Annotated in this window: 5 protein-coding genes; all 5 read right to left on the bottom strand. The window is 43.7% G+C overall.

Annotated elements, in window-relative coordinates:
- Window positions 1–64: 64 nt before the first annotated feature.
- Window positions 65–1195 (bottom strand): alpha/beta fold hydrolase, encoded by a 1131-nt coding sequence (locus tag AACQ81_RS00795; RefSeq protein WP_237385981.1) that lies wholly within the window; start codon window positions 1193–1195, stop codon window positions 65–67.
- Window positions 1196–2157: 962 nt separating this feature from the next.
- Complete coding sequence (locus AACQ81_RS00790; protein ID WP_237385980.1) at window positions 2158–2490, bottom strand: hypothetical protein; 333 nt, start codon at window positions 2488–2490, stop codon at window positions 2158–2160.
- 207 nt (window positions 2491–2697) lie between these two features.
- Window positions 2698–3129 (bottom strand): hypothetical protein, encoded by a 432-nt coding sequence (locus AACQ81_RS00785; RefSeq protein ID WP_237385979.1) that lies wholly within the window; start codon window positions 3127–3129, stop codon window positions 2698–2700.
- Window positions 3130–3150: 21 nt separating this feature from the next.
- Window positions 3151–4152 carry a hypothetical protein gene (locus tag AACQ81_RS00780; protein WP_237385978.1) on the bottom strand — a complete coding sequence of 334 codons (1002 nt, stop codon included), beginning with the start codon at window positions 4150–4152 and terminating at the stop codon, window positions 3151–3153.
- A gap of 348 nt (window positions 4153–4500) precedes the next feature.
- Window positions 4501–16665 carry an MARTX multifunctional-autoprocessing repeats-in-toxin holotoxin RtxA gene (gene rtxA, locus AACQ81_RS00775; RefSeq protein ID WP_237385977.1) on the bottom strand — a complete coding sequence of 4055 codons (12165 nt, stop codon included), beginning with the start codon at window positions 16663–16665 and terminating at the stop codon, window positions 4501–4503.
- Window positions 16666–16687: the final 22 nt, after the last annotated feature.

Genomic DNA, 16687 nt, shown 5'->3' with positions numbered 1-16687 from the left:
ATTGGGTATATATGCCAATACAAATTATCAGCATATACCCAAAAACTAACATTTAAAAATATTGTTAATTTATATATTCAATATTATTTAAGTAATCTGTGTTTGTAAGATCTTTTCCATTGAAAAACCGAATAAGCAGATCAGCCAGCACATCTGGACGCTCTGCCATAACGAGATGATCCGATTTTTTGATTGTGGTAAACATTGCGTTTGGAAAAATAGATGCACAAGTTTTGATATTTTCAGCCGGTGTGATGATATCATATTCACCAGTTGTAAATAGAATGGGTTTATTAAAATTTTCAGCTCTTTTATATTTCTTCTGATTCATGAAACGTCTTTGGAGATGCTCATATCGCTCTCCTTGATGTAGAGTTGATTCCAGTAATGTTGTTTTTATAAGTCTGTATGTTGTATCTCTTCCCCATACATCTGAGCCGGGTTCAAGGCAGAGAATACTTGAAATAATTGTCTCTATAAACTCCTCATATTTTCCTTCATCTAAGAATTTCAACGCTGTATTTATTCTGCCTTGAATATGAGGGGGTTGGGTTAATGCAGTACCAATTAATACTGATTTATTAATTCTTTCTGGCCATCGATAATTAAACTCTAGGGCAGTAGCACCACCATATGAAATACCAATTAAATTTATAGTTTGCAAAGAAATAACATCTAAAATATGTTTGACACACTCGGCAAGAAATTCGAAACTTTCATCGTTTGGAATATCATCCGCTGAACCCGTTCCCGGTAAATTAACCATAATTATCGGGCCATCATCTTTGAGAAGGTATTCAAGATGCGGTAATGAATACATGTCTTGAAAGCCACCAGCGACAATTAATTTTGGTACTGCACTTGTTGTGCTGATATCACCAATTACACGAAAGGCATATTTTATTCCACGCCATTCAATTTCTCTCTTATCCTGAGGTGGAAGGCGATCAGTTGAGTCAATGAAGGCTGAAAGAGACTCAACATTTCTGAATCTGAGCACATCACTCCAATCTATTTTTTTGCCTAAATCTTGCTCAATGAAGATTTGTATCTCAACTAACGAGATAGAGTCCGCCCCAAGACTGAAGAAGTCATCCTTTACGTCCATTGATTCTACACGAAGAACTTCCTGACATATTCTCAATACTTCACTTTCTGTGTCATTTGGTTTGCGATTTTCTGATAACAATTTCATATCACTCTCCTACCATCATTTATGCCTTGAATTTTTCAGATCGCTGCTTTGTGACGGCTACCTGAGATTAATCAGACACATACCCGTCGCCTTTCAAGTTGCATCTTTGTTGGCTATACTCCCTTCCCGCCTCAGAGCAACTCGAAATCCATAGGGCATAGTTAGTTTTTGACTAAAATCGCCCCATAAGATCGATAAGGACCATTTTCGAGCTAAAAACAGATCAATGGTGATAATTACACAAGTTATTAGTTAATAAAATATGCCAGTACATACCTGAATGATACCGAAATAATTCTAAATTTTATTCAATTGCTCAGATCAACAGGCTATCGTCTGGGAAAATACCAACATATGTTTCAAACAGATAGTTATAATATTTTTCAAAAAACAACCAAATAAATTTTAAACAAACAACTAAGAAACACAAAATTAAATATTAATTAACTTATTTAACAAAAAACCAAAATATATTCATTCACAAATAAGCAATATAATTTCTTTTTGTTGTTGAATAAAGATTGATACTGATGTCCTAAAAATGCCAATAAAATTAGATTTAAATTATTTTCATTTCCAAATAAAAGATGTTTTTAAGGCGAAAAAACCTTATCCCACAAGTAATAAAAAATTTACTATTCAAAAAGTTATAAATATATTTGAGTCACAGATATAAAATTAAAATTAGCGGATATTTATAATTTTCGAAGTTGACTTAAGGGAATACCTGATCAAGAGCATAGATGAAAAATCCTTTTTCCATTGAAACCCTTGTTCATTACAAGCAATATTAGATGGAAAGTTTACAGCACGATGACAAAGCCGAAGCATAGATACCTATAAGGTAGATGATAAGAGCAGGCGATTGGATCGGGATGGGATTTCATTTTATTTATAATTTAAACTCTTTCTCTATCACCACAATAATCAGCGCATTCAGAATAGAATGCGCTATAAACAGATTATAATTTACCGTCGGCCTTCATTTGTACCATACTTTTCATTGTCTCAATATCCCTTTGGTTAATACTGTTAAACCAAAAATCATGAGTCGAAGGCATTCGGCTACTTTTTACAAATCTTTCAATAGAATAACATTCCTGCATATCTATCGAATCACCTCTGGATAATATTTCGTTCAATATCCTGGTGGTGATATCTCCGTTATCGGAATTTTCTCCGAGAGCACGACAAAGCTTGTCGTTGTTAAGTAATACAAGATGATCTGTTGGTACCCTTCCGACAGAACATCCGGCAATCGCAAACACAGATAGTAATAGTAATTTTCTTATCATTTAGAACTAACCGGTAAAAATAAAGCGACAGTATATCCGCGGACAAAGAAAAAAGACAGAATTCCAAGATGGAATAATAAGGCATATTCGCCAAAAGCAGTTGAACTGACACATAGCCATTTTCATCAGGACAGGAACTTACTTTGCAGACAACAAAACAGCCGCATTCCCGTATTACAGAGTAACGGTCACATCTTCTTATTTTATTTATTGCCTATCCTTATTCTTGTTTTTATACCATGAAATAAAAAGATTCAGTGTTCCGCCCCAGAAAATACCACCAAGAACACCACTGAATAAACCGAACAGCAGATTATAATGTAAGGAATGCAACAACGTTGGATCAGAGTTTAACATGGCCGTCATAATAAATTTGCCCACAAACGTAATCACAATCAATACCAATGTCAACGGAGTACCCGAACGGATAATCAATGTGCTACCCGCTTTTTCTTTTAACCGTGGCTGGGATTTCCAAAGCAGCCAACCAATAGTGATACCAATAACTAAACCGATTCCCATCATTACTAACGCTGAACCTGAAAAGTAAGTTTCGTAAAGGACGCCATGCACTCCCCAGACTAAGAGCACGGTAGGTAACAAGAAGAGACGATCTATGCGCATTTCACGATCAGACAAGGCTCGGATTCCCCTCAATCCTTATTTTATCTTAACCTGATTATTAACAATAAAATAACCCGCAAATTCAGTATAGCCCCCACGTTCACATTTGTTAGGATCATATATAATTTTTCCTTTATCATCTCTTTTTCTGGCTGTTCCTTGGCCTGGTTTATGCCCCCAAAATTGAGAATGCTTACTACCCCTACCTATGACCAACCGATAAAAATGATAATCCCAAAAAATATTGTCAAGAATGACACTGGAAGTGGAAGGAATACAATAAAGAGCAATAACATAATTCGGAGTATTTTCTTGAATTTTATACTCTTCCAACGGAATTAATCCATCAGCAATAACGGCATCTATCAGAGAATAGATGGTTCTTTTATGTGGTTTGCCAGAATACCGGCTAGGACTGGGGAAAGTTCCGGATGCATAATTACACGCGTAAGCATAGCAGTTATTATGCTCAATACGACCGGGGACATTCCAGAACATTTTACTGAATAACCCAGTTTGAATAGAATATGAAATATTAGTAATAGGATTAACGAAATTAATATCGAGATTTCCCTTACTTCCTACATCATGTAAAAATTTACGTCTTCCTACTATTATATGATTATCTTTATCTTCGATTAAGCCTTTAGAAAACCCCTCTGTATCTTTCTTAATAATTTCTGTTTCCTTAATATTATTTATCATCTTATTTAATTCATATTTCAGTAACTCATTTAAGTTCGAACTTTCAATCAATTCACAGGCAATATATTGACTTTCCCATAGATTTAACACATGCCCATCACATAGATAAAATGAATCAGGTATTCCATACTTAGCCGCTTCACCCACAGTTTCACCATCAAATTCAACAAGAACTCCAGAGAAACCTAGTTTATCTTTGTGATTTCCAACATTGATTCCTTTCATGAAACCTTGAAAAATATACAATAATCTTTTTGATTCTTCACTATGAGTATCATATCTCCATTGATAATTCTCTTCCCCTGAAAACATTAATATTGTAACGAAAATCATATATACCACCTATATTTTTCCGTCATAACCCGATAATTTATCTGTTTTTTCAGAATCACTACTCCTGTATAAATTTCTAATAACCATGAGTAGGCGATATTTTTTCTGGGCATCAAATTCATGAAGAACTAAACATCATTAAGCAACACGATACTTTTAAATTTAGTACAAATTCAAATATTTTTTTATAATTAATAATTTCATTAGTTAATTTTTTATTCCAAATGGATATTTGGACTTATCATGCGAATCCAAGCTCAATCAATTCAGAATTGCATAAAAAAATGGCTCACTATTGTGAGCCATTTTCATTAGTATAACTTATTTATAATTTTATATTTATGTTAATTAAACCAGTCTGGATTTCCCATTCGTTGTATCCGACCAAGCAGTCACGATTGTTGATTTCATCTGGCTATCAAGCGAGTCAATAAATCCACTGTCACCCATCTTAGGCGCAAACCCACTCATGGCCTGTACCAAAGAATCCACTGCATTAGCAGAAAGTGATGTATATTCACGCTCGCCCTGTATGTCTTTATCTCCCATTTGGGTGATGAGATCCGCACGGTTGCCATTGAAGTAATTGTTGAAGGTGACAGAACCCATTGCTTCAAACTGCCCCTGTGCGGAGGTATCTTTGATATCGCGGTGCGTCAACAGAACCAAATCATAACCACTGCGTTGGAACCACAGGTTTTGCCAATTGATATCGTTGAAAACAATCTTGTCGCCTTGCTTGATATCTTCAACCACATTATCAATCACATCACCGCTGACCACGAAGCTATTGACGCCCGAGCCACCCTTGAAGCGGTTTTGATATCCGCCCAGTACCAGCAAGTCATCACCGTCACCACCATTAAACTGACTGAACTTGGAAATTACATCCGCAATCAGATGGTCGTTACCTGTTCCACCGTTGATTACCGCGTGATATCCCATCAGTTTGATGGAGTTATTGCCCGAATTACCATCGATCCGGTTATAGTTGCCGAATACGGTGGCAAAGTCGTTACCTGCTCCCAAATCAGCCTGATTGTTGTTGCCAATGGTTACAACGTAATCCTGATCTTCTCCGGCATCAATGTGGTTAAAGTTGCCGGAAGCCACGATATAATCACGCCCCTTGCCGCCATCAATCATACCACCTTCACCAAAAGCAAAAACCTGATCATCGCCATCATCCATGCGGGCATAGTTAATGCGTCCGGCCAAGACCGCAACATCATTGCCTGCCCCACCAAACATCCTATTTTCGCGTCCCATCATCACGCCAACATCGTTGCCTTTACCCCCACCGAAGATATTTGAGGTTCCTACAGAATAGAAGACATCATCGCCACGGCCGCCCCAGAAGTTGTTGTTGTCTCCCAGATAGGCACCGAGATCTTTACCGTCACCACCCCAGTTGAAATTGTAGTTTCCGAGGGAGACGTTGATGTCACCATCACCTTGCAGATGACCGCTATTGCGCAGGAAATCGAACGTTTTATCCTGTATGTTCAGCAAATCAGCTGTCAGGTTCTCTTTCAGGTTAGTCACCAGAGATTTCATCTCCGTTTGCTTATTCTTACTGAATAGTGTTGCAAACAGATTTGGCAGGTTCAGAGAGTTAAATCCAAGAGCACGGTCTGCCTGTAATTCTTCGGTTGTCGATACAGGTTCATTTTTTTCATTGATGGAAACATGCTCTGATTGCTTTTCATCAGGTGCTTTTGCTTTCAGGCCGTGGCTTTCAACGAAAGATTCCAAGCCGTCCCTGCCCGTATTCACCTCTGCTATCAAGCCGTCGAGCAATTTGTTCGGATCGGTGAAAGCCTTCAGTTGATCCCCGCTGAATTCACCGATGATTTCCAGCATTTCACGCATAATGGCGATAGCCTCTTTACCCCCTATGGGCTGGCCTGAACGGGAAACAATGCCGCCCTCCGGGGTATAATCCACGCCGAAAATATCCGCCAGCGTCATATCAGCAGTGACACCCGCCAGGTTGTCCAGCAGTTTGTTTTTGATCTGACGTGGTATATCTGTCGGGCTAAAGGTAAATGTCGTTTTTGCCATGCCCGTGGAAGTGTATTCCTGCGTCATCAGACCGAACAGTGAACCTAAGTCGGTATCCAGAATCGACTGAATGTTGTCACCGAACATAAAGTTCCGGTTACCCGTCGTTACCTGAATATCAGCACCCTGCCCACCAACAGCAAAATTGAAGGCCCATTTTTCATTCGCCTTACGGAATTTATCCGCACGACTGATTTTACCCATGTCAGGGGTATTACCACTTCCTCCCAACCACTGGTTGTATTTCTTGTTTAGTGTGCTTTCAAGATCGCTCTTCAAGCCACGGCTGCTGCGTTCATTTTGCGAGTCGAGATCAGTCAGGGTTTTATAATCCACACTGCTGGTCAAATCGAGACCAGACAGATCACTGACATATTTCTTCGCGCTTTCCAATGTCCATTGCTGATTTTGGGCAGTCAGCCAATCCGGTGAATCATATGAACCGGCAATGTTCTGCAATACCCCGGAAATACGGGCAGCACCATCAAATGGATTCACCAACGGCGGTGTCGGAATAGATTTATCCAACATCACGATCAGATCGTTACTGCGTCCCAAGTTAAAGCTGATATTCCGGTTGCCTACAAACAATTGCGCGCCTTCCAATGCCTGATAACCCGCAATATTGACACTGTACTTGCTGTCACCGTCGCCGAAGTGAACCATTACGTTGTTGTCACCAAAGGCCAGAGACTTAAAGCCGCCTTTACCCTTTTTGATACCTATGTTGGAGGTTCCCCAGTTCACCACGGTAAATTCTCCATCACCAAGAACTACCTGAAGAAGGCCGGAATAGCTCAACTGACTGTCCGATTTTGATGAAGCCGCTGGGCTATTTTCATCGTTTCCATTGCGTTTCTTCGGTGCATGGAATGTCTCCACGTTATCCGCAATAGCACCCTGCGCTTTTGCATCAACTTCGGTGTGCCCCACGCGAGACAAGGTGATGTCATTCTCAGAGATACCACGGCGAACGCGTTCAGAGTGACTTTCGACTTCGCCCTTGTCATTCCATCCCAAGACGATTTTATTATCCGTGAGCTTGTGTACCCACTGATCCTGCGCATCTTTTGTATATTTGCGGCCAATGCTGTCTACTGCCACTTCACTGCTACGCGCCGATACAGTAGTACGGATACCTTGCTCACCTAATGCCGAGATAAAGCGACGGGCAAAACCATTGCGCTTGTCATCGCTAATCAAAGAGCAACCCACAAGGCTGATATGATCAGGCTTACCGGCCTGTTTGAAATCAGTACTGAACTGTTTCAGTTTCAGGGCCAGTTCATCCGCACTGTAGCCACTTATGCGTGTGTGGTTTTGTGTCGATTCCTCACGACCATGACCCACAATCTGCCAACGCAATTTACCGGACTGTAATTTATCAGGGTTGCCATACACCACACGATATTGACCATTTGCATCAAGCTGGACAATCACACTGGAATCAGGGTGCTTACCGGCCAGATTTGCAGCAGCTTTCGCCGCAACCGAATCATTTTCCGTCTGGATAATAATCTGACCGCTAAAGCGACTATCACCACTTTCAGGCTGTGGTTTGACCGTAATATTTTCCCAAGCGTCAACATCTTGGTTATTCACAACCCGGCTAACACCTTCTGGGGTATTGTCCTTAAGCGGGGCTTTCACTTCATCGGTTAGTGTCTTATTCTTACCCGATAACGCGGCTAACTCCTCCACAGGAGAGTAGTGTTGTTTTTTTGCTACCGTTTCAAGCTGCACTTCTTGTAATTTTTGCGCAAAATTAAATAATTCAGTTGGTGTCCAAACCCCAAATTTTGGCCTCCATGTATGCCCGATGACTTTATCGGCACCACCCGCTTTCAGAACACGGGCAACAATGCTTGAGCAGTTATCAGTCAGAAGCTGGTAACGAGCATCTGGATCTTGGCTGATTTTATGCCATTCCGCCTGCATTGCCGCCGCATCCAATCCAGCCAGATTGATACGGAAAACCTGTACCTGATCGGCTTCACGGGATTTGAAATTATAAATGTCATTTGATTCATGTTCTGAGAATGTACGGATAACTTTAGCAACGCGTTCTTCTATCTGTTCAGGAGAGGATTGTTGTTTCGCGGCTGTACGCAGTATTTCAGCAAGCTCTTCGCCTAATTCAAACACGTCAGCGCCGCCAGCCTCTATCCGTTGCACGAATGGTCGGGAAATATATTCCGGTATACCAGCAGATTGCAGTGAAGAAGTATCCCCAAGCATCGTTATGATCCTAACATCAGAGACATTCGCGAATTTTGCATCAACGCTTTTCTTGGCATCCTGGAATTCTTCAAACACTGTTGTCTTCGACTTGTATTTCTTCTTCTCCTTCTTCTTGTCTGTTTCATCATAAAATATGCCAAGTTCATCGCCACCTTCAGAAGCGTCATCCATTTCCAGTGAGATACTTGGGTTGGCTGGCAGGCTGAGGTCACGCCAACGAACCCTCACATCTGGATTATCCTTAGTGGACACATCAAAAATACGGCCAAGGTCGGTTGGTTTGTTACCTTTCGGCCACCAACTGATGTAATTTTGCTCGTTGAACTCACCCGCATCTTCTGCGTTGATCTGGATGCGCCCTTGCCCAATTTGCAGGGCAGCATGTCCCAATCGGCCATCATCGATCGGTTTCCAGACAAACAGTGTTGCACTGACCGGAGATAAATGTTGCTCAATCGCCTGATGTACTTTTCTCAAGCCTGAAACATCAATTCCCTTACCATCTTTCGCCAAATCACGGGTATTCAGGTTTGCGAAGACTGCATCAGTCACAGACTGACCATATTCGTTGGTCACGGCAGCTTTAATCTGCTCAACGGCTTTTTCTGCACTTTCCGCTTTTATGCCAGTTTGAATGTTGGATTTACCACGGGTAACAAAGTCCCCTTGCTCATCAATATAGAGATGTTTGGAATCTTTGAGGTTGGCGTTACCCAGGTTGTTGTAAAGCTCGCTGAAATTACCTTTACCTGCGCTTTTCCGTGTCGGTTCCGCCAATATCAGGGATTCTTCCACGCGCACATTGAGTTGTGATAACAAGTTTTTCAGCGCTGGAATACGTGCTGAGTCTGGATGACCCAACAGATAACCTTCAACTTGGTGACGTACGTGGATCAGTTTTTCTACTGCGTACAAGTCATAGTCTTTGCTGTTTTGCAGCGTATTTTCATAACTCTTGAGTGCATCCAGAACATTCCGGTAACTGTCACCCAGGATTTTACCCTTAATATAAGCCGCTTCTTGTAATTCAGCCGCAGATATCAGCTCAGCTTTCGGTTTATAGCTCCAGCTACCTTCTACTTTTTGCGCCACAATACGGGTACGCCCCTGATCGTGGGAAACAATGCGATCGTCCACCAGATGCAACGCTTCGGGTAGTTTGTCGTAATTGTCATAGTTGGCAAGGATAAAGCGTTCCATGGCTTTGATTTGAGCCGGTTCTTCGGAGTCTTCCACAATGATTTTTTTGAATGCTTTGCCGTTATTATTCAGCCACGGACAGACTTCAAAGCCTGAATAATCCTTTGATTTACGCACCAGCAAATTGCGCTCTTCACGCAGATCATAAAATGGCAATTCAGCCGCAGATATCGGCTCAGCTTTCGGTTTATAGCTCCAGCTACCCTCTACTTTTTTCGCCACAATATAGGCACGTCCCTGATCGTGGGCAACAATGTGATCGTCCACCAGATTCAATGCATCAGGTAGTTGATCGTAATTGTCATAGTTGGCAAGGATAAAGCGTTCAATGGGCTTGATTTGAGCCAATCCTTTGGGGCCTTCCACAATGATTTTTTTGAACGCATCGCCGTTATTACCCGGCCACGGACGGACTTCAAAAACTAAATCATCCTCTGATTTACGCACCAGCAAATTACGTTCTGTACGCAGGCTATAAAATGGCAATGCCTTATCCAGCAGGCGGTCAATCGCACTGGTTGTGATATTCAGATCAATCAATGTAGCCGGCTGATACTCACCAGGATTCAATTCCTCCAGTCTTTTCTGCTCGGCGAGACTGAATGAGTCAAAGCGCGCTTTAACAGAAACACCCGCGTCGGTCAGACGGCGGCCAATAGATTCCGGCGATACGCCCTGATATTCACTGGCTGGTTTATCCAGCAGGCGAATTTCTCCCACCAACCCTTCACGTTGCAATTGACGCAATACTGGCAGTTCAACATTCCAGAAGTAGTTGCCAAGACGAATACCACCTTCCGACATGACATACACATCATTACGTGCTCCAGTCGCATAGAGTGAACTCCAGAATCCAGTATTGCTATATGCGGAAGCCCTGACAACAGATAGCAAGTCATGTTTTTTAGCCGTATCGGACTGCATGCCCCAACTTATCAGTCTCCTGTTCAGTTCAAGGGCAAAAGTGTTACCTTTTATACTAGTATCGTAAACCACTTTCTTGCCGTCGGGATTTGATGAATCCAGAGCTTCACGGTAACCTTTGCGGTTTTTACCTGACCAGAACGACACAATACTTTTATCACCATACGCAGGTTCAAAACTATAACCGTAGCGCTCCAGCATTGAAATAAACTCAACACGCTTATTCCAGTCATAGTCAATCGTGGCATTGACGAACAATTCTGCCAACGAGGCAACCTGTTCTTTCGGTACACTGTTTTTATTTTTCGGATTGTTAATATATTCCTTAATATTATCAATCATCTCCTGCCTGACATCATTCGAAATGTCTGTATCAATGCGATCAAATCCCGGCACAGGGATATATTTATCGATTGCAATGCCGTTGTCTTTATTCCAGCTATGGCCTTTATCCAGCCAACGGTAGATATCTGCCACTTTCTGCGCTCTTGCTCTTACGCGGGAGGAAGAGTCCGTTTCTGACATATCGGTCGATTTTTGCTGAGCATGGATTTCGGCCAGTGCTTGCAGGCCACTGAGATCCAACCCTGAAATTTTCGGTGTGCTTCTGGCCCATTCTGTAGGTGCATCGTCTGTCTTATTGACAGGTTGGTTAACTGATGTTTCGGTATAAGCCGATGTCAGGATAGCTCCCACATCTTTAGCACCCGTACCTTTAGCGCGTATACCCGCGTTGATCTGTAAACGATTCAGAGCTGCTTTACCGCCGCTCAATTGATTTAGGCCTTCATCAATATATTGCAATTCCGTATTGAGTTCACTCTCTGCCTGAGCTCCCAATTCAATTTCGCCATTGATCTGGTTTTTTGATTTTTCCGCGTAGGTGGCCGAACCAGGCACGGTACCTGTTAATCCGCTACCTGAAGCCCCTGCCCGACTCGGCTTATAATTACTATCAAGTTTCGAACCCTGAGCATTCTTTTGCACCTGTACAACTTTATTGTCCGCCGCAGAAACTTCCTGCTGTCCGCGCAGTTCGGCTTTCTGGGCTGCTGTTTTACCGTCACGTTCTGCCTGTTCAGCCTGCTTCTTCCGGCTGAGGGCTTCCTGCTTTTTAACGTTAACGCGGGCTCGGGCTTCTGCAATATTCTTCTGAGCATTATGTTGATTCTGTTCGCCTTTAAGCTTACCTGCTTTTGATTTAGCGAGCGCATTCCGGATATCGCCCAAACGCTCTGAGGCTGTTTGCTGCGAGCGATCTAATTGTTGCTGTGCAGTCTTGTTGGCTTCATTCAATTGAATCTGGATATTTCCCAATAATCCATCTGCAAATTGGTCACGCCACTGTTTACCTGACTGATCTTCATCCGGTTTGTCATCATATGCCGCATAGCTATTCAATATTTCCAAACCTTTGGCTTTCGCCATCAGTTCATCTGTCATTGCCTGAGCTTCATCCTTGATCACATCACGTTGCGTCTGTCCGTTAGCGTTCAAAGCATCCAGATCGGTATTTTCCAGTTGTGCCTGTGTCTCAGAGATAGCCGTCAGTTGCTTATCTTTTTCTTGCTCCAGACGCTGGCGATCAGCTTCCGCCCGTGCTTTATCCTGCAACGCATTCTGTGCTGCTTTATCTTGTTGCACATGACCATCAATGCCACTGTCCGATAACTCAGGTTTTGCAACCACGTTATCCAGAATGTAACCAAAACCATCACTCTTGCCGGTACCTACAAACTCCAATCGGTTGCTGCCCGCCTGTGCCGTCAGAGTCAATGTGTGGGATTGCCATTTGGCTTCACCCGCGTAATTCGAGAACACGAGCTTCTTGTTCCATAGCACCCGCATACCATTATCATTGGAACTCTTGGTACGCCTTGCAAAGTCAAAGCTAAGCTTGATAGATTCGCCCGCAGTGAGATCATGGATATCCTGATAAATACTGGTATTATTCTGAACATCAAGCTCACTGACACGCTCACCATGCCCTTCAACACTGAGACCGTATGACTTAGCTGAATGGCTGGCTTCAATGCCGTTGGTGTGCTGCCATCCCTTGTCCCCTTGTTCAAAATCACCATTGATGATCAAGTTACGTGACTGATTTGGATTCAGGCGTTTTTCATTGCCGAGTGCATTCTCGATACTACCAATATCTGGGGCATCAACACCCGTCACAGAACCTTTCAGACTGCCCTTCAAATCAGAAGTGATTTCATCGATTTCTGTCAGTTTAAAACCATTCAGGGAAGAGATTTCTGGCAGGTTAATGGCACCACGTCCCATATGGGTTCCTGATGTGTTGGCTTCATCGCCATTCACCAGATAATTGATAGCCTGACTGCCTGCAACCCCCAGTAATGTCTGCTTTATGTTGTCAAATAGCGCACTCAGTTTAGCGCTCTGAGTATTGCTTTCCGCTACAGCAAGGCTATAGAAATCACCGTCACCCACCTTAATTACCGCGTTGTTGCGGGCATAAGAGGCGTGGACGTTTAAGCCGTCACCCACATGGATATTGGCATTGCCCTTGCCTTTCATGACAGAAACATTCAGGCCGTCACCCACGTGGGTATTGGTGTTGAATTTGCCCCAAGCCACGTTGACTGAAACACCATCACCCACTTTGGTATTGATATTCAGATCGCCATGAACAGCAACCACACTCAGGCCATTACCCACAGTTGTCGTGATGTTGCCTTTACCTTTAGCCACGGTGATCTGCATACCGTCGCCCACTTTGGTGACGATATTGCCCTTGCTCCACAATGCGTTAAAGCTGTCCCCGTTACCTATTTGGGTCACAATATTGGCTTCACCTTTGGCGAGAACCACATTGCGGCCATTACCCACTTTGGTGATCACGTTGGCCTCGCCCCAAGCGCCGGTGTAATCATCGCCATCGCCCACATGGGTCACGATATTGGCTTGCCCCTGCACAACGGTAATTTCCTGCCCATCACCAATTTTGGTAATGATATTGGCTTCGCCTTTGGCAAAGTTATAGCGATCGCCATTACCGACATGCGTCATGATGTTGGCTTTGCCCCAAGCCGCATTAACCCCCAATCCATCACCGACTTTGGTGATAATGTTGGCTTCGCCTTTTGCAAACCCGATTGTTGTGCCTACACCGATATGCGTCATGATGTTGCCGATTCTGGAAATCAGCAGGCCAACCATGGTTCCATTACCCACTTTGGTCAGAATGTTACCTTTGCCGGACAGTAAAGCTGCCGTTGTGCCATTACCCACATGGGTGACTACGTTGGCTTCAGATGCCGCCACAACGCCCAGAAGACCATTACCGACTTTGGTCACGATATTGGCTTTACCTAATGCCAACACTCCCGTCAGACCACCGCCCACATGAGTCATGATGTTGGCTTCACCTAACATGGCAGACAACGTTGTGCCATTGCCGACTTTGGTCATGAAGTTGGCATTGCCAACAAACAAGCCAATACTGGTTCCTTTACCAACATGAGTATAAATGTTGGCTTCCCCAATCATCAGCGCCGCTGTCAGATCGTTCCCGACTTTAGTCAGCACGTTTAAATTACCGAGCATGGCAGCAAAGGTGGAACCATGACCAATCTGGGTAAAGATATTGCCTTCGCCAATCATGGCTGACAACGCGTCGCCATTACCGACTTTAGTTGCAATATTGCCTTTGGCGATCATCAGGGCAACGCTGGTACCATCACCGATATGTGTGTACACGTTACCAACTGCCAGCATCAATGCCAGCGCATCACCATTACCGATTTTGGTGAAAATATTCCCTACACCACCCATCAGCGCCCAAGCATTTCCATCGCCCACATGGGTGAAAATATTACCAACTCCCACCATTGCAGCGATGGTTGTGCCATCACCCATTTTGGTAAAAATATTGCCGGCAGCGCCCATGACGCCCAATGTTTGCCCATCGCCCACGTGGGTCAGAACATTGCCAAGCCCAAGCATAATGCCTGTGGTATCACCGTGACCAATCTTGGACAGGATATTTGCGCCACCCAGCATAATGCCGGTTGTTGTGCCATTGCCAACATGTGTCAGTACGTTGGCACCACCGCCCATAATCGCTTGTACATTGCCCCGGCCTTTTTTAGTCAGAACATTGGCACCGCCCAGTGCAATGGCTTTCGTATCGGAAGTCTTATGATCGTTGTTGATATGGGTGATCACATTGGCGCCGCCCAACAGGGCTGATTCCAGATTGCCTTCCCCCACCTTGGTCAGCACGTTTGTGCCACCCACAAGAATTGAGGAGACATTGCCATTTCCCTTTTGGGTCAGAACATTGGCACCACCAACACCGAACCAGAATGCGTCACCATTACCAATTTGGGTATGGGTATTGAATCCCCCCCCCATTGCGATACGGCTGTTGCCATTGCCTTTGTGAATGGAGATATTGCCCATCGCCAACAGGTGAGCAAGGTAGCGGCCATCTCCCTCGCGAACCAGCACGTTTGCTGCACCACCCGCGTTGACGTCCATATCACCATACCGCGCCTGATGAAAAATGACGTTGGCAATACCTACACCATTAAAATTCAGGTTTCCTTCTGTACCTTTTTTGATGATGACGTTTGCACCACCAGCGCCGTTGAATTTTGTATTGCCAAACGCAGAACTATGTTCAATGATGTTGGCAATACCCGCACCATTAAAGTACACATTGCCGCGTGTTACGTTGGATTGAATAACGTTGCTGCCACCCGCCCCGTTAAAATGAACATCACCGGAACTTTCTTTATTGCCACCTTCCGCAGACCCAAATAAATCTGATTCTCTGTTTTCGTGCAGCTTGGCAACACGCGCAGAAGCAGAAAGAACCACATTGGTACTGTAATGAAGGTCACTCAGCGAATAGCTGCCGGTTCCCATAACGTGGTAGCCATTGCTGTCAGAAATAACTTCATTCGCCAGATTAGCCGTGTGATCCCCCTCCTTATACCAAGGACGTGCAAGGTATTGCAGCACGCCGGTCTTGGGATCGTTTCTCAGCTCAACCACAACGACTTTTGTATGTATGCCCAGTTTCTTAGCGTACACATAAGTATTCGGCCTACTATTGGATTTCACCGCTTGTACATCGACGGTTGTCCCATCCCTGTATATCGCATAGCCGCCCATTTTGGCATCTGACAACGTGATATCCGATGCTTTAACCAGGACACCATCGCCATAAGTTACCCAAGCATTCTCTGTTAGTTTTTTCTCAACAGCATGTTTCGTAACAGCTTGTTGACGTTCAACATTCAGATTTGACAGGGTAGGGACATCGTTATCTAAATCCAAAAAACCACCTTGACGAGAAATATCCTGGTTTTTTAGGTCATTAAGGTGGTTACCCTGTTTAACCCAAGAGGTGGTGTCATATTTTAATCGGCCTGTTTCCGGATCATTGCGAAGCTGGATTTTTTTGATTTCGGTATAATACTTAGTCGCAAATGCAAACAGGTAGGTGTTCGGCTCCCGTGCCGATTTAATACCGCTTACATGATGGTCGCGTTTAGCCAATGTATCTTTCAGGGTCGCGTCTCTCAGTATGATCTCTTCAGCTTTGGCGTATTCTAACCCTTTCCCACTGAAGTCATTGCCGGCTCCCTTGCGGATAATTTTGTTATAGCCACCGGCTCCCGTGAAATGGATATCGCCATGTGTAACATCAGAGTACAGGCTGTTAGAAAATCCCCCACCTTCAAACCGAATATCACCCTGTACGCCTTTGCGCACAATGTTGTTGTGTCCGGATACCCCTGTATAATGGATGTTACCGTTATCACCTGTGTGATTGATCTCCAACTCACCGGCAGCACCGGTAAATTCTACGGAGCCATTATGCGTTTTATTAACGAAGAGATACCCTGCGCCCCCCACAATCGTGTCATTTCCCCACGTTGTATTGACTGTTGCGCTAAGGCTGGCGATAACAATGTGATCATCCCCGCCATAAGCGTTAATAACTCCGCCCATGTAGAGATTGATAGCAGTTATGTCGTTTCCATCGTTATCATCTTCATATTTACCCGTAAAGAAGTATTCCGCACTACGGTTAGATGATTTCCCCATAAATAATCCTGGTGTTAGATAA

It is taken from the genome of Xenorhabdus sp. Sc-CR9 (genome assembly GCF_963897815.1).
Taxonomy (GTDB): domain Bacteria; phylum Pseudomonadota; class Gammaproteobacteria; order Enterobacterales; family Enterobacteriaceae; genus Xenorhabdus.
The sequence above is the reverse complement of the archived record's forward strand: the minus strand, read 5'-3'. Positions and strand labels throughout refer to the sequence as shown.